This is a genomic window from Pseudomonas sp. MWU12-2029 (genome assembly GCF_023242425.1).
GTDB lineage: Bacteria > Pseudomonadota > Gammaproteobacteria > Pseudomonadales > Pseudomonadaceae > Aquipseudomonas > Aquipseudomonas kribbensis.
In genome coordinates this window covers 294,959-311,844 of record NZ_JALJDY010000006.1, presented here as the reverse complement: position 1 = coordinate 311,844, position 16,886 = coordinate 294,959, and the positions used below count along the sequence as shown (strand labels likewise).

11 protein-coding genes are annotated in these 16,886 nt (G+C 62.0%); 9 read left to right on the top strand and 2 right to left on the bottom strand.

The window, feature by feature from the left end:
* Nucleotides 1-83: 83 nt before the first annotated feature.
* A complete protein-coding gene (gene betT / locus M5B44_RS17445; protein ID WP_085709137.1) occupies nucleotides 84-2,081 on the bottom strand; it encodes a choline BCCT transporter BetT in 1,998 nt (665 codons plus the stop codon).
* 425 nt (nucleotides 2,082-2,506) lie between these two features.
* On the opposite strand from betT, the gene betI reads away from it, so the two are divergent.
* The 9 genes from betI to yccS all read left to right on the top strand — a co-directional run bounded on the left by betI (nucleotide 2,507) and on the right by yccS (nucleotide 15,944).
* The gene (gene betI, locus M5B44_RS17440; protein ID WP_085688616.1) at nucleotides 2,507-3,100 is read left to right on the top strand and encodes a transcriptional regulator BetI; all 594 of its coding nucleotides are present in this window, start codon (nucleotides 2,507-2,509) and stop codon (nucleotides 3,098-3,100) included.
* 88 nt (nucleotides 3,101-3,188) lie between these two features.
* A complete protein-coding gene (betB, locus tag M5B44_RS17435; RefSeq protein ID WP_085709136.1) occupies nucleotides 3,189-4,661 on the top strand; it encodes a betaine-aldehyde dehydrogenase in 1,473 nt (490 codons plus the stop codon).
* Nucleotides 4,662-4,776: 115 nt separating this feature from the next.
* Nucleotides 4,777-6,480, top strand: coding sequence for a choline dehydrogenase (gene betA / locus M5B44_RS17430; protein WP_248739976.1), 1,704 nt, complete (start codon nucleotides 4,777-4,779; stop codon nucleotides 6,478-6,480).
* A gap of 193 nt (nucleotides 6,481-6,673) precedes the next feature.
* A complete protein-coding gene (locus tag M5B44_RS17425; RefSeq protein ID WP_248739975.1) occupies nucleotides 6,674-8,116 on the top strand; it encodes a TldD/PmbA family protein in 1,443 nt (480 codons plus the stop codon).
* A complete protein-coding gene (locus tag M5B44_RS17420; RefSeq protein ID WP_248739974.1) occupies nucleotides 8,116-9,453 on the top strand; it encodes a TldD/PmbA family protein in 1,338 nt (445 codons plus the stop codon). The genes M5B44_RS17425 and M5B44_RS17420 overlap by 1 nt, the downstream gene beginning before the upstream one ends.
* A 64-nt stretch (nucleotides 9,454-9,517) precedes the next feature.
* Nucleotides 9,518-10,957 (top strand): multidrug transporter subunit MdtD, encoded by a 1,440-nt coding sequence (mdtD, locus tag M5B44_RS17415; protein ID WP_085709132.1) that lies wholly within the window; start codon nucleotides 9,518-9,520, stop codon nucleotides 10,955-10,957.
* An 80-nt stretch (nucleotides 10,958-11,037) separates the two neighbouring features.
* A complete protein-coding gene (dbpA, locus tag M5B44_RS17410) occupies nucleotides 11,038-12,423 on the top strand; it encodes an ATP-dependent RNA helicase DbpA (protein WP_085709131.1) in 1,386 nt (461 codons plus the stop codon).
* Nucleotides 12,424-12,471: 48 nt separating this feature from the next.
* Nucleotides 12,472-13,650 (top strand): NAD(P)/FAD-dependent oxidoreductase, encoded by a 1,179-nt coding sequence (locus tag M5B44_RS17405; protein WP_248739973.1) that lies wholly within the window; start codon nucleotides 12,472-12,474, stop codon nucleotides 13,648-13,650.
* A gap of 110 nt (nucleotides 13,651-13,760) precedes the next feature.
* Nucleotides 13,761-15,944, top strand: a complete 2,184-nt coding sequence (gene yccS / locus M5B44_RS17400) for a YccS family putative transporter (protein WP_134828362.1) — start codon at nucleotides 13,761-13,763, stop codon at nucleotides 15,942-15,944.
* A 6-nt stretch (nucleotides 15,945-15,950) separates the two neighbouring features.
* On the opposite strand, the gene M5B44_RS17395 is transcribed toward yccS, so the two are convergent.
* Nucleotides 15,951-16,688 (bottom strand): substrate-binding periplasmic protein, encoded by a 738-nt coding sequence (locus tag M5B44_RS17395; RefSeq protein ID WP_248739972.1) that lies wholly within the window; start codon nucleotides 16,686-16,688, stop codon nucleotides 15,951-15,953.
* Nucleotides 16,689-16,886 lie beyond the last annotated feature (198 nt).

The following is a 16,886-nucleotide window of genomic DNA, read 5'->3' as shown; positions in this document are numbered from 1 at the left end:
GCAGACACAAAAACGCCGCGAGAGGATCGCGGCGTTTTTGTTTTCATCATTCCCACGCAGGACGTGGGAATGAACAATCGCTTTTAGCTGTACACCCGGCCAAGGAGCTGCCGATGGCTTTCAAACTGATCGAGCACATCGCGTGTGATCTGATCCTGCGTGAAGCCCATCAGGTCGTAATCCTGGCTGCCGTTGTGCAGATACACCTCGGCGCGATAGTAACGCTGGCGCGCTTCATCGGACTGGGCCGATTCGGTCGGGGTCGCCAGATAACCGTCCAGGCTCACTTCGTAGACGAAAGGGTTGCCCTCTTCCATCTCGACGCGCACGCCCATGCAACGCTTGGATTTACCCAGCAGCGTCTGCACTTCCAGGCCTTGGGCACGCAACTGGGCAGCCGCATCGTCCAGCGCCGGCGTGACGTGTTTGTCCATGAAGCGCTGCACCACCGACTGGCTCGGTTGCAGATCCAGTTGAGTCAGACGCTCGCTGAAACCACGACGACCGCGCTCAGCCAGTTGCGCCTGCTCCTGTTCGATTTGCATGTCCTGACGCATCGCCTTGTGCAGGCCGAACATGAAGCACACCAGCACCACCGAGAACGGCAGACCGGCCAGCACCACCATGGTTTGCATGGCTTCGAAGTTACCGGCGAACAGCAGGCCGATGGTCACCAGGGTGATCACGACCGACCAGAAGATCCGCAGCCAGTGCGGGGCGTCTTCATCGACAGTGCCGCCCTTGCAGGAAAGGTTGGCCATCATCACCGCGCCGGAGTCGGCCGGGGTCAGAAACAGCACGAAACCTACAAAGATCGACACACCGATGACGACTTTCGACGCAGGGTAGTGTTCCAGCAGCTGATAGATCGCCATCGACGGCTGTTCCAGCGCCGTCTTGCCGAGTTCCACCGCACCGTGGTTCATCACCAGGTCCAGTGCCGAGTTACCGAAAATCGACAGCCACGCCAGGGTGAAACCCAGCGGAATCAGCAGCACGCCGGCCACCAGTTCACGCACGGTACGGCCACGGGAAATACGCGCGATGAACATGCCTACGAATGGGGCCCAGGAAATCCACCATGCCCAGTAGAACAGAGTCCACAGGCCCAGCCAGCGGTCGGACTTGGCACTGTCGCCTTCATAGACGTACAGGTCGAAGGTCTTCATGACCACGCCGTTGAGGTAGTCGCCGATGTTCTGCACGAAGCCGTTGAGCAGGTGCAGGGTCGGGCCGAACAGCAGGACGAAAATCAGCAGGCCGCTGAACAGGATGATGTTGAGGTTGGACAGACGACGGATGCCGTTTTCCACACCGGACACGGCGGCGATGGTCGCCACGGTGCTCATCACGATGATCACGATCAGCAGGTTGGTGTTGCTGTGCTCCATGCCGAACAGGTTTTCCAGGCCCGAGGACACTTGCAGCGAGCCGATCCCCAGGTTGGTCACCAGACCCAGCAGGGTCACGAACATGCCGAAGCCGTCTACCGCATGACCGGCAGCGCCCTTGACCCAACGCTCGCCCACCAGCGGGTACAGCGCCGAACGCAGTGCCAGCGGCTGGTTGTGACGGTAAGCGAAATAGGCCACGGCCAGACCGACCAGCGCGTAGATCGCCCAGCCGTGCAGGCCCCAGTGCAGGAAGGTCAGCTGAACAGCCTGACGTGCCGCCAGGTTGGTGGCCGACGCGCCTTCCGGCGGGTTGAAGTAGTGATCCAGCGGCTCGGACGCGCCGAAGTACAGCAGCGAAATACCGATACCCGACGAGAACAGCATCCCCGCCCAGGCGCCGTAGCTGAAATCAGGGGTGTCGTCCTTGCTACCCAGTTTGAGTTTGCCGTAGGAGGAAAACGCCAGGCCCACCACGAAAACCAGGTAAGCGGCGATCACCACCATGTAGTACCAGCCGAAGCTGCGGGACAACCAGGCCTGAGCCACTCCCAACATTCTGCCGGCCTCTTGCGGGGCGATGATCAGAATGGCGGTCAACAACAGAATCAGCACGGTAGAGGTGTAGAACACCCAACCGTTGACCGTCACCTTCTCGGGCGGGGTCTTTATAAGCGAGGCAGAACTCATGGCACAAATGCTCCAGGCAGTGCGAGAGAAGAACACAAGGCAACACGGAACCCGACCAATCGGTTAGTTGGCAGCCGACCGGCGGGTGATATAAAGACACCCCGAAAAAAGCCCGAACCTGCAGAGATGGCACCGCGAATCGCCGTCGTGGCCGAGGTCCGGACGTTCATCCGAAACCTGGCCTCGAGCGTCTTGCCCATTCAACACGTCCATCGAACGTCGAACCGCGCCTTGCCCCGCGCAGGTTTCGAGCATTTTCGGATGTCGGTTTATCGCCACTTACTCGTAGGAAAAATCTGTAGGCAGCGACGATTTGTCGCAGATCTTATTCTTTGTTGATTGAACGTTCAATCAAAACAAAATAGACTGGCCCTCAATCCGATCGGCGTTCATCGCCCGTCGGAAGGCCTAAGGAGATGTGCAAGATGCCCAAGGTCGGTATGCAACCCATCCGCCGCCAACAACTGATCGAAGCCACTTTGCAGGCGGTCGATCAGGTCGGAATGGGGGACGCCAGCATTGCGCTGATCGCCCGTCTGGCCGGTGTCTCGAATGGCATCATCAGTCACTATTTTCAGGACAAGAACGGCCTGATTGCCGCCACGATGCGGTATCTGATGAGCGTCCTCAGCGAGAACGTCACCGCGCGCCGTCAGGCGCTGGCAGACAGCAGCCCCCGGGCGCATCTGCAGGTGATCATCGAAGGCAACTTCGACGCCAGCCAGGTCAATGGCCCGGCAATGAAAACCTGGCTGGCCTTCTGGGCCACCAGCATGCACCAGCCGTCTTTGCACAGGTTGCAGCGGATCAACGATCACCGTCTGTATTCCAACCTGTGCTGCGAGTTCCGCCGTGTGTTGCCGCTCGAAGATGCGCGCACCGCCGCCCGTGGACTGGCAGCTCTCATCGACGGCTTGTGGTTGCGCGGCGCGCTGTCGGGAGACGCTTTCGACACTGCGCAGGCGCAACAGATCGCTTACGAATACATGGATTTCCAATTGGCCAAGAAGGTGAGCTAGAGCACACAGAAAACGCTCGGCCCCTGAACGCCACCGCAGCCTGATCGCGGTGGTCAACGCCAACCACTTATGCACTTGCGAGGACACTATGGCCCGTTTCGAACTGCAAAAACTCTACATCGATGGCGCGTACTCCGACGCCGGCAGCGATGCCACCTTCGAAGCCATCAACCCGGCTAATGGTGAAGTCCTCGCACAAGTGCAACGTGCGACCAAGGAAGACGTCGAGCGCGCTGTCGTCAGCGCCGAAAAAGGCCAGAAAATCTGGGCCGCGATGACCGCCATGGAGCGTTCGCGCATCCTGCGTCGCGCCGTCGACATCCTGCGCGAGCGCAACGATGAACTGGCTGCCCTGGAAACCCTGGACACCGGTAAAGCCTTCTCCGAAACCAAGTACGTCGACATCGTCACCGGCGCCGACGTGCTGGAATACTACGCAGGTCTGGTACCCGCCATCGAAGGCGAGCAGATCCCGCTGCGTGACACCGCATTCGTCTACACCCGTCGCGAGCCGCTGGGCGTGGTTGCCGGTATCGGCGCGTGGAACTACCCGATCCAGATCGCCCTGTGGAAATCCGCTCCAGCCCTGGCGGCCGGTAACGCGATGATCTTCAAGCCAAGCGAAGTCACCTCGCTGACCACCCTGAAACTGGCCGAGATCTACACCGAAGCCGGCGTTCCGAATGGCGTGTTCAACGTCCTGACCGGCAGCGGCCGTGAAGTCGGCACCTGGCTGACCGAACACCCACGCATCGAAAAAATCTCCTTCACCGGCGGCACCGACACCGGCAAAAAGGTAATGGCCAGCGCTTCGGCTTCGTCGCTCAAAGACGTGACCATGGAACTGGGCGGCAAGTCCCCGCTGATCATCTGCGACGACGCCGACCTGGATCGCGCCGCCGACACCGCCATGATGGCCAACTTCTACAGCTCCGGTCAGGTCTGCACCAACGGCACTCGCGTGTTCGTGCCGAGCCACCTGAAAGCTGCTTTCGAAGCCAAGATCGTCGAGCGCGTTGCGCGCATCCGCGTTGGCAACCCGGAAGACGAAAACACCAACTTCGGCCCGCTGGTCAGCTTCGCGCACATGGAAAACGTGCTGGGCTACATCGCCAAGGGTAAAGAAGAAGGCGCCCGCGTTCTGTGCGGCGGCGAGCGCATGACCGACGGCGAATTCGCCAAAGGCGCATTCGTGGCACCGACCGTTTTCACCGACTGCACCGACGACATGACCATCGTCCGTGAAGAAATCTTCGGCCCGGTAATGGCGATCCTGACCTACGAAACCGAAGAAGAAGTGATCCGCCGCGCCAACGACACCGACTTCGGCCTGGCCGCCGGTATCGTCACCCGCGACCTGAACCGCGCCCACCGCGTGATTCATCAACTGGAAGCCGGTATCTGCTGGATCAACGCCTGGGGCGAGTCCGACGCAAAAATGCCGGTTGGCGGTTACAAGCAGTCGGGCGTCGGCCGTGAGAACGGCATCAGCTCGCTGAACAACTTCACTCGCATCAAATCGGTACAGGTCGAGCTGGGCGATTACGTCTCGGTGTTCTAAGACCCGCCATCGTGCGCTGCCCGCGAAGCCGTCTTCGCGGGCATGTCTGATCGCCGCTCCCGCAAGGGAAGCGCTGGCTGTCTGACCTGACCAACTTTCAAAGAGGGTGCATTCAATGTCCCAGGAATTCGATTACATCATTGTGGGTGCCGGCTCTGCCGGTAACACCCTGGCGACCCGTCTGACTGAAGACGAAGGCGTCACCGTCCTGCTGCTCGAAGCGGGCGGCCCGGACTACCGCATGGACTTCCGCACGCAGATGCCGGCCGCACTGGCATTCCCGCTGCAGGGCCGTCGCTACAACTGGGCGTACGAAACCGATCCGGAACCGTACATGGACGGTCGTCGCATGGAATGCGGTCGCGGCAAGGGCCTCGGCGGTTCCTCGCTGATCAACGGCATGTGCTACATCCGCGGCAACGCGATGGACTACGACGGCTGGGCAAAACTGCCAGGCCTGGAAGACTGGACTTACCTCGACTGCCTGCCGTACTTCCGTAAAGCGGAAACCCGCGACATCGGTCCGAACGACTACCACGGTGGCGAAGGCCCGGTCAGCGTGACCACGCCGAAGGCTGGCAACAACCCGCTGTTCCACGCCATGGTTGAAGCCGGCGTGCAGGCCGGTTACCCGCGTACCGAAGACTTGAACGGCTACCAGCAGGAAGGCTTCGGCCCGATGGACCGCACCGTGACGCCGAAAGGCCGTCGTGCTTCCACCGCCCGTGGTTACCTGGACGTGGCCAAAAAGCGTTCGACCCTGACCATCGTCACTCACGCCCTGACTGACAAGGTTCTGTTCGAAGGCAAGCGCGCCATTGGCGTGCGTTACCTGGTCGGCGCTGCCGAAGAGCGCGTTGAAGCCCGCGCCCGTAAAGAAGTCATCGTCTGCTCCGGCGCGATCGCTTCGCCGCAACTGCTGCAACGCTCCGGCGTCGGCCCGGCGAAACTGCTGGAAAGCCTCGACATCCCGGTCGTTCACGATCTGCCGGGCGTCGGCGAAAACCTGCAGGATCACCTCGAGCTGTACCTGCAATTCGCCTGCACCCAACCGGTCTCGCTGTACCCGTCGCTGCTCTGGTACAACCAGCCGGCCATCGGTGCCGAGTGGCTGTTCAACGGCACCGGCATCGGCGCCAGCAACCAGTTCGAAGCCGGCGGTTTCATCCGTACTCGCGAAGAGTTCGAATGGCCGAACATCCAGTATCACTTCCTGCCGGTAGCGATTAACTACAACGGCAGCAACGGTGTGCAAGAGCACGGTTTCCAGGCGCACATGGGTTCCATGCGTTCGCCGAGCCGTGGTCGCATCCAGGTCAAGTCGAAAGACCCGCGCCAGCACCCGAGCATCCTGTTCAACTACATGGCCACCGAGCAGGACTGGCAGGAATTCCGCGACGGCATCCGCCTGACCCGTGAAATCATGCAACAGCCTGCACTGGACGCTTTCCGTGGCCGCGAAATCAGCCCGGGCATCGAAGTGCAAACCGATGAGCAGCTGGACAAGTTCATCCGCGAGCACGCCGAAACCGCGTTCCACCCGTCCTGCTCGTGCAAGATGGGCACCGACGAGATGGCGGTCGTGGACGGCCAGGGCCGCGTGCATGGCATGCAGGGTCTGCGAGTGGTCGATGCCTCGATCATGCCGATCATCACCACCGGCAACCTGAACGCGCCGACGATCATGATGGCCGAGAAAATCGCCGACAAGATCCGTGGCCGTCAGCCACTGCCACGCAGCAAGGCGCCGTACTACGTCGCTGGCGATGCGCCGGTGAAAGGCAAGGCACTGCGTGATGTGAGTGCGGTTGCTCAGTAAGTCGTAATACCGGGCGGTGATCGTTCCCACGCAATGTGGGAACGATCAGCCGACTCAAAGCAGTAAATCCTCCTACCCCCCCTCTTCACTTGATCCTACCCCGACGCAGGCCTACTCTAGTCCTCGCGCAATCGTTTCACCCCTCCCCGCCGAATCCGCTTCGCCGCTACTCCCATAACAAGGAGGTTCCCTGATGTTCGATTTCCACCCCCAGCTCAAGCAGCGCTTCGCTGCCTTGCGCACGGGCGCCGAGTTTTTTTCCTTGCGGTATGTACGCGAGTCCGGCCAGTACCTGTCGGTGCGCAAGAACGTCGCCGAACCGCCGAGCCTGAGCCGCGACGAAGGCGCGATGCTCACCGTTCGCGTCAACGGCGTCGAAGCCTACGCCGCGACCAATGACCTGTCGCAACAAGGCCTGCAAGCCGCTCTCGAGCGCGCCGAACAGCAAGCCCGGCGGATCAAGCCCCACGCCCTGCTCGACCTGAGCCAGCAGCCGGTGTCCAGCGACCGCGCCGACTACTTTTCACCCAATCTGGAACAACCCTTCCCGTCCCTGAGCGAATGCTTCGAGCTGCTCGGCGCGGAATCCGCCTCGGTGCCAAAGGATGAGCGCCTGGTGAACTGGGAAGTGAGCATCGGCATCACCCATGTCGAACAGATCTACCTGAGCAGCGCCGGGGCCGAATTGCGCCAGGCCCAGCGCTTCGTCTATCCGGGCCTGGATGTCACCGCCTACGACGGCAACGACAGCCAGACCCGCAGCCTCGGCCGTGAGAACTTCGGCCAGCAGGGTGGCGCCGACGTGATCAGCCGCTGCGGTTTGATCGGCGCCGGCCCGCAAGTCGCCGATCAGGCGCTGCAACTGCTGCTCGCACCCAATACGCCGCAAGGTCCGCGTGACCTGCTGCTGATGCCCGACCAGATGATGCTGCAGATCCACGAATCCATCGGCCACCCGCTGGAACTGGACCGGATTCTCGGCGACGAGCGCAACTACGCCGGCACCAGCTTCGTCAAAACCTCGGATTTCGGCAGCCTGCAATACGGCTCGAAGCTGCTCAACGTGACCTTCGATCCGGACATTCCCGAAGAGCTGGCGAGCTATGGCCACGATGACGACGGCTCCAAAGCCAGCAAGCAATTCCTGATTCGCGAAGGTCTGCTGGTGCGGCCGTTGGGCGGTGCGCTGTCGCAGTTCCGCGCGGGCCTGGACGGTGTCGCCAACAGCCGCGCCTGCGGCTGGAACCGACCGCCGATCGACCGCATGGCCAACCTCAACATCGAGCCGGGCGACCAGTCGCTGGAGCAACTGATCGGCAGCATCGAAAACGGCATCCTGATGAGCACCAACCGTTCGTGGTCGATCGATGATGCTCGCAACAAATTTCAGTTCGGCTGCGAATGGGGCCAGCTGATTGAAAACGGCGAACTCAAGGGTGTGGTGAAAAACCCCAACTACCGGGGCATTTCCGCGCACTTCTGGAAGAGCCTGCGCGCGGTCGGCAACGCCGGCACCACCAAAGTGCTGGGCACGCCGAACTGCGGCAAGGGCGAACCGAACCAGGTGATCCGCGTCGGCCACGCTTCGCCGGCCTGCGTGTTCAGCAATGTTGATGTGTTTGGGGGAGACGCCTGATGAGTATTTCCAAGAGCCAGGTCGAGGCCTTCAAGGTGCTGGTCAACTGGCTGCGCGATGCCGTGCGCGAGCCGGAACAATTCACGCTGAGTTACGACGCCGAATCGTCGGCCTTCGTGCGCTTCAATCACGCGAAGGTGCGTCAGGCCGGGCAAGTGCAACAAGCCGGTATCGGTCTGAAACTGATTGACGACGGCCGCCATGCCGACCTGCACATCACCCTGTCCGGCGAACAGGCAACCGACCTGCAACGCCTCGCCGAAGGCCTGCAACAACTGCGCGAAACCCTGCCGCTGCTGCCGCAGGATCCGTACCTGCTGCTCAACCACAACGGCTGGCAGAGCCAGAATGTGCAGGAACATCCGCTGCCGGACACCGAGCAGGTGGTCGCTGAAATCGCCGAGGCGGCCGAAGGGCTGGATCTGGTCGGTTTCTACGCTGCCGGCCCGATCAGCCGTGGTTTCGCCAGTTCCTCGGGGGCATTCGGCTGGCATCAGGCCAACAGCTTCAACTTCGACTTCAGCCTGTTCCACGAGAACGGCGAAGCGGTGAAAGCCAGCTACGCCGGGCACGAGTGGAGCAGCGAAGGTTTCGCCAAACGCTTCCAGCAGGCCCGCGAGCAGCTTGAGTTTCTCGGTCGTCCGTTGCGCACCCTGCCACCGGGACAATACCGCGCCTATCTGGCACCGGCAGCCCTGGAAGAAATCATGGGCATGTTGTGCTGGGGCGGTTTCTCGGCCCAGTCGATTGCCAGCAAGAGCAGCCCGTTGCAGAAGCTGTATGCCGGCGATCAGGCGTTCAGCCCGCTGGTGTCCCTCGACGAAAAAGTCAGCGGCTCGCTGAGCCCGGCGTTTTCCGGTGAAGGTTATCCGCGCAGTGACCTGCGGTTGATCATCGAAGGCAAGGCCGGCGATCAACTTGTCGGTTCGCGCAGTGCTGCCGAATACGGTCTGACGGCCAACGGTGCCGGCGGTGGCGAATCGCCGAGCGCGCTGAACATGGGCGCCGGTGATCTGCCGCAAGCGGAGATTCTCAAGCAACTGGGCACCGGGCTCTACATCAGCAACCTGTGGTATCTGAACTTCTCGGATCAACCGGCGGCGCGCCTGACCGGCATGACCCGGTTTGCCACGTTCTGGGTCGAGAACGGCGAGATTCAGGCGCCGGTCAGCACCATGCGTTTTGACGACAGTGCCTACAGCCTGCTGGGTTCGCAGCTGGAAGCGTTGACCACCGAGCGCGAGTTGCTACTGTCGGCAAGCACCTACAGTCAGCGCAATACGTCGTCGGCGTTGTTGCCGGGGGCGTTGGTGAGCCGACTGACCTTGACCCTCTGATACAAATCGTTCCCGCGCCTGGCGCGGGAACGATCATTCACAGCCCCACACCACAAGAGGTTCCATGCCCAACCGCCCGCCTCTCGACGCCATCACCGCCCGCTGGTTGCCGTGGGTCGTCGCCATCGCTTTCTTCATGCAGTCCCTCGACGGGACCATCCTCAACACCGCCCTGCCGGCCATGGCCCGGGATCTGGCCGAAGACCCGCTGCGCATGCAGGGTGTGGTCATCGCCTACATGCTCACCGTGGCGTTGCTGATTCCGGCCTCGGGCTGGATCGCCGACCGCTTCGGCACCAAGAAAATCTTCTTCGGCGCGATCCTGCTGTTCAGCATCGGCTCGCTGCTCTGCGCCCTGTCCAGCAGCCTGACCATGCTGGTCGGCGCCCGGGTCATCCAGGGCCTCGGCGGTGCACTGATGCTGCCGGTCGGGCGATTGGTGGTACTGCGCGCCTACCCGCGTTCGGAGCTGGTACGGATCATGGGCTTCATCACCATTCCCGGCCTGCTCGGCCCGCTGATCGGCCCGACCATGGGTGGCTGGATGGTGCAATACCTGACATGGCACTGGATCTTCCTGATCAACCTGCCGGTGGGCGTCATCGGCTGCTACGCGGTGTGGAAGTTCATTCCCGACCTGCGCGGCACCGAGCGCACGCGCTTCGATAGTCTGGGTTTCCTGCTGTTCGGCGCGGCGATGATTCTGATCACCATCGCCATGGAAGGCCTTGGCGAATTGCATCTGCCGCACCTGCGGGTGATGTTGCTGCTGTTCGGCGGCATGGCCTGTCTGGCGGCGTACTGGCTGCGCGCAGGGCGTGTCGAGAATCCGTTGTTCGCGCCTTCGCTGTTCAAGACCCGGACGTTTGCGGTGGGGATCATCGGTAACCTGTTCGCCCGTCTGGGCAGCGGTGCGTTGCCGTTTCTGGTGCCGTTGCTGCTGCAGGTGGCGCTGGGTTATTCACCGTCGCAGGCCGGGATGAGCATGCTGCCGCTGGCCGCTGCAGCGATGTTTGCCAAGTGGATGGCGCGGCCGCTGATCGAGCGTCTCGGCTATCGAATCGTTTTGACCGGCAACACGCTGGCGCTGGGGATCATGCTGGCGAGCATGGGCCTGGTCAGCGAGCAGACACCGTATTGGCTGCTGTTGTGCCTGCTGGCGATTCTCGGCGCGATCAACTCGCTGCAGTTCACTGCGATGAACACCGTGACCCTGATCGATCTCGACGACGCCAGCGCCAGCAGCGGCAACAGTCTGTTGTCGGTGGTTGCGCAGTTGTCGCTGAGTCTCGGGGTGGCCTGCGCCGGTGCCCTGCTCGGCGGCTTCACGGCGGAAATCGGCAATGATGGCGTTGAAACCGTGCTGGGCGCGTTCCAGCTGACGTTCGTCACCGTGGGTGTGATGGCGATGCTGGCGGCGACCATCTTCTCGCAACTCTCGAAAGAAGACGGCCGGCGCGTCAAACGTCCCGATGAACATCCGGACGAACACATCGAACATTAACCGCTGTTCGTCCAGAACTTTCGAGGAAAGTGGCACGGGGCTGCTACACTGCGCGACATTTTGTTTTGCAGGCCAGTCCCGTGACCACCATCGCCACCGCTTTTAATACTTTGCCGCTGTCCGCCGCCATGCTGGCTAACCTCGAATCTCTCGGTTATGCCCAGATGACGCCGATCCAGGCGCAGAGCTTGCCGGTGATCCTCAAGGGGATGGACCTGATCGCCCAGGCCAAGACCGGCAGCGGCAAGACCGCCGCGTTCGGCATCGGCCTGCTGAACCCGATCAATCCGCGCTACTTCGGTTGCCAGGCTCTGGTCATCTGCCCGACCCGCGAGCTGGCCGACCAGGTCGCCAAGGAAATCCGTCGTCTGGCCCGTGCCGAAGACAACATCAAGGTCCTGACCCTGTGCGGCGGCGTGTCGTTCGGCCCGCAGATCGCCTCGCTTGAGCACGGCGCGCACATCATCGTCGGCACACCGGGGCGTATCCAGCAGCACCTGCGCAAGGGTTCGCTGGTGCTCGACGGCCTGAACACGCTGATCCTCGACGAAGCCGACCGCATGCTCGACATGGGTTTCTACGACGCCATCGAAGACATCATCGAGCAGACCCCGACCCGCCGTCAGACCCTGCTGTTCTCGGCCACCTATCCGGTGGGCATCAAGCAACTCGCTTCGAAGTTCATGCGTGATCCGCAAACGGTCAAGGCCGAAGCATTCCACGACGACACCCAGATCGAGCAGCGCTTCTACGAGATTTCCCCGGAAGAGCGCATGAGTGCGGTGACCAAGGTCCTGCACCACTTCCGTCCAGCCTCCACCGTGGCGTTCTGCTTCACCAAGCAGCAAGTGCAGGAAACCGTCGATCACCTGACTTCCAAAGGCATTTCCGCCGTCGGCCTGCACGGCGATCTGGAGCAGCGTGACCGCGATCAGGTTCTGGCGATGTTCGCCAACCGCAGCACTTCGGTGCTGGTGGCCACCGACGTCGCCGCCCGTGGCCTGGACATCGACTCGCTGGACATGGTGATCAACGTCGAGCTGGCCCGGGACTCGGAAATCCACATTCACCGCGTCGGCCGTACCGGTCGTGCCGGCGAGAAAGGCATCGCGGTCAGCCTGGTGGCGCCGTCGGAAGCGCATCGCGCCCAGGCCATCGAACAACTGCAGAAAACCCCGCTGAACTGGGATCAGGTGGACAACCTGAAATCCCAGGGCGGTGCACCGCTGCAACCGCCGATGAGCACGCTGTGCATCGCCGGCGGGCGCAAGGACAAAGTGCGTCCGGGCGACATTCTCGGCGCACTGACCGGTGAAGCCGGGATTCCGGGCACCCAGGTCGGCAAGATCGCGATCTTCGACTTCCAGTCCTACGTGGCCGTCGAGCGCACCGTGGTCATGCAGGCGCTGCAGCGCTTGAACAACGGCAAGATCAAGGGTCGTTCGCTGCGCGTTCGCGTCCTCTGACCTGAGCGTTACCGAAACCGATACTGATCGTTGTGTGAGGACACCGTTTTGCGCTCTACCGAAGTCGTGATCATTGGCGCTGGCGCCGCAGGGTTGATGTGTGCACTGACCGCCGCCGGGCGCGGGCGTCAGGTGTTGCTGCTCGACCACGCGAACAAGGCCGGCAAGAAAATCCTGATGTCCGGCGGTGGGCGCTGCAACTTCACCAACATGTACACCGAGCCGGGCAATTTCCTCTCGCAGAATCCGCACTTCTGCAAATCCGCGCTGGCCCGCTACACCCAGTGGGATTTCATCGGCATGGTCGCCAAGCACGGCGTGCCCTATCACGAGAAGAAACTCGGCCAGTTGTTCTGCGATAACAAATCCAGCGACATCCTCGGCATGCTGCTGGACGAGTGCGATCAGGTCGGCGTCAATCTGCACCTCGACACCTCGATCCAGACCATCGAGAAAGTCGAGGGCGGTTACCTGCTCGACACCACCCTCGGCCAGATCCAGTGCCAGTCGCTGGTGATCGCCACCGGCGGCCTGTCGATCCCGACGTTGGGCGCGACCGGTTTCGGTTATCAGGTCGCCAAGCAATTCGGCCACGACCTGCTGCCGACCCGTGCCGGTCTGGTGCCGTTCACCATCACCGATCAGCTCAAGGATCTGTGCACCGAACTGTCCGGCACCTCGGTGGATTGCCTGGTCAGCTGCAACGACCAGAGCTTTCGCGAGAACATCCTGTTCACTCACCGCGGCCTGAGCGGCCCGGCGATTCTGCAGATTTCCTCGTTCTGGGAGCCGGGCGACACGGTCGAGATCAACCTGCTACCGGATCACGACGCCGCGAGCTGGCTGCAACAGCAGACCGCCGAACGTCCGAACAGTGAACTGAAAACCCTGCTGGGTGAAATCTTCACCAAGAAGATGGCCAACCTGCTGGCGGACAACTGGTTCGTCTCCAAACCGATGAAGCAATACACCCACGCCGAACTGGCGGAGATCGCCGAGAAGCTCGGCAGCTGGAAAGTCGTCCCGGCCGGCACCGAAGGCTACCGCACCGCCGAAGTCACCCTCGGTGGCGTCGACACCCGCGAAGTCTCGTCCAAGACCATGGAATCGCTGAAAAGCCCGGGGCTCTACTTCGTCGGCGAAGTGCTGGACGTCACCGGGCATCTGGGCGGTTTCAACTTCCAGTGGGCCTGGGCATCGGGTTACGCAGCGGCGCAATACGTCTGACCTGAAGGCCGTGAGGAACACTTTTTGCTGTCAGATGTGATCGGCGCCATTGCGTCGGCGTCATTACTGGCTCAATTTAGCGGCATCGCCTCGGAAGGCCTTCGCACTTCATGTCCTCGACCTCGTTTCGTCAGTCTTTGCGGCGCCTGTGGGCGCTGGATAAATTCAGCTACAGCGTGCGGGTGTTCATCGCCCTGACCGGCAGCATGGCGCTGTGCTGGTATCAGGATGAAATGGGGCTGCTGATCCCGCTGTTCCTCGGGATCATCGCCAGCGCCCTGGCCGAGACCGACGACAGCTGGCAGGGCCGCCTCAACGCACTGGCGGTGACGCTGGTGTGTTTCAGCGTTGCGGCGCTATCTGTGGAATTACTGTTCCCCTACCCCATCGTGTTCGTCATCGCTCTGGCGCTGGCCAGTTTCGGCCTGACCATGCTCGGTGCGCTCGGCGAGCGTTACGGGGCGATTGCTTCGGCGACGTTGATTCTCTCCGTCTACACCATGATCGGCGTGGACCAGCGCGGTGGCGCGGTCACTGATTTCTGGCACGAGCCGATGCTGCTGGTGGCCGGTGCCGCGTGGTACGGCTTGCTGTCGGTTTTGTGGCAGGCGATGTTCTCCAACCAGCCGGTACAGCAAAGTCTGGCGCGGCTGTTCCGTGAGTTGGGTTATTACCTGAAGTTGAAAGCCTCGCTGTTCGAGCCGATCCGTCAACTGGACGTCGAAGCGCGGCGACTGGAACTGGCCCAGCAAAACGGCCGGGTCGTGGCGGCACTGAACAGCGCCAAGGAAATCATCCTGCACCGCGTCGGCAACGGTCGCCCCGGCTCGAAAGTCAGCCGTTACCTGAAGCTTTACTTCCTCGCCCAGGACATTCACGAGCGCGCCAGTTCTTCGCACTACCCTTACAACGCGCTGGCCGAGGCGTTTTTCCACAGCGACGTGCTGTTCCGCTGCCAACGCCTGCTGCGCCAGCAAGGCAAGGCCTGCCGGGCGCTGGCCGAATCGATCCAGATGCGCCAGCCGTTCATCTACGACGCGACATTCGCCGAAGCCCTGAGCGATCTGCACGCCTCCCTCGAACACCTGCGCATCCAGAGCAACCCGGCCTGGCGCGGGCTGCTGCGTTCGCTGCGGGCACTGGCGGCCAACCTCGGCACTCTTGACCGCTTGCTCAGCGATGCCAGCAACCCCGACGCATTGGCCGATGCCACCGACAGCAGCCTGCTCGACCGTTCGCCACGCAACTTCAAGGATGTCCTGACTCGTCTGCGCACGCAGCTGACGCCGACGTCATTGCTGTTCCGCCATGCCCTGCGCCTGCCGCTGGCGCTGAGTATCGGTTACGGCATGGTGCATCTGATTCACCCGTCGCAGGGTTACTGGATCATCCTCACCACGCTGTTCGTCTGCCAGCCGAACTACGGCGCCACCCGGCGCAAACTCGGTCAGCGGATTCTCGGCACCGCCATCGGCCTGACCATCGCCTGGGCGCTGTTCGATCTGTTCCCGAGCCCGCTGGTGCAGTCGTGCTTCGCCATCGCCGCAGGCGTGGTGTTCTTTACCAACCGCACCACCCGCTACACCGTGGCGACGGCCGCGATCACGATCATGGTGCTGTTCTGCTTCAACCAGGTCGGCGACGGTTACGGGCTGTTCGTGCCGCGCCTGTTCGATACCCTGCTGGGCAGCCTGATCGCAGGCCTGACAGTGATCCTGTTCCTGCCGGACTGGCAGGGTCGGCGCCTGAACAAAGTGCTGGCCAACACCCTGACCTGCAACAGCATCTACCTGCGCCAGATCATGCAGCAATACGCCGCCGGCAAGAGCGACGACCTCGCCTATCGCCTCGCCCGGCGCAACGCGCACAACGCCGACGCGGCGCTGTCGACCACGCTGGCGAACATGCTGATGGAGCCGGGGCATTTCCGCAAAGAGGCCGACGTCGGCTTCCGTTTCCTGGTGCTGTCACACACCTTGCTCAGTTATCTGTCGGGCCTCGGCGCACACCGGGAAACCCAGTTGCCGGCCGAAGTGCGTGAACATCTGATCGATGGCGCCGGGGTGAAACTGGCCAGCAGCATCGACGAGATCGCCCAAGGGCTGGCGAGCAAGCAGCCGATTGCGATCCAGAGCGATGAGGAAGAGGCGCTGGCCAATGAACTGGAGCAGATGGCGGACGAGATCGATGAAGGCCAGCGGCTGGTGCAGACGCAACTGGCGCTGATCTGCCGTCAGCTAGGCCCGTTGCGGACGCTGGCGGCGCACTTGATCAAGGACACCGCCGAGGATTGAGCCGCTTCACATGCCATGCTGCCTGAGCAACTTGTCATAGCTGCCATCGGCCTTCATCGCCGCAATCGCCTTGTCAAACCCGGCCACGATCTGTTCGTGCTGCGGGTTCTTCAGGCTGACCAGAATGTGCAGGCTGTTCTCGCTCAGAGGCTTGGGCAGGAACTCCACGGCGTTGCGCACTTTCGGTGATTCACGGGCCAGGTAATAGCGGGCGACGTATTCGTCTTCCAGGGTCAGCTTGACCCGGTCCGCCGCCAGCATGCGCACGGCCATGGCGAAGTTATGCACAGGGACTTTCTGCAGCGCGGTGTCGGCATCGAACGGCGCCGAATAGGCGTAGCCCCGCACCACGGCAATCGGGTAGGTGTGCAGTTCCTGCAGGTTGTTGTATTCGATGGGCGTGTCTTTGCGCTTGAGAAAACGCACGCGGTTGAGCAAGTACTCGTCGGAAAACTGCCCCAGCTTCGTACGCTCGTCGTTGTACCAGGCGTTGACCAGCACGTCGTAACGCCCCTCGCCAACCCCGAGCAGCGCCCGCGCCCACGGCACCTGTTCGTAATCGCTGGCATAACCGGCCCGGGCCAGGGCCGTGCTGACGATGTCCGTGGCCAACCCACCGTTGACCAGCGTGTCATCGGTAAAGGGTGGCCAGACGTCGAAGACCAGACGCAGTTTCTCCGCTGCAGCGCTTTGACCCAGCAACAGCAATCCGATCAAAGCCAACGCTCGATGCAATCGCGGCATGCTTGAAAATCCTTAGCGGGCGGGCCGCCCGGCGTGTTTTCAGTCAAAACCCCAAGGCCCCGTACCGGCGAATCCCAGGCCCTAACATTAGCTCATTGAAGCCGTTGCACAGCGCTTCTCAGCAGATTACACAAAGATGTCGGCGCCGCCAGAAGGGAATGATGGCATTTTGGCCTTTGTCACAGATTTCTCAGCCAT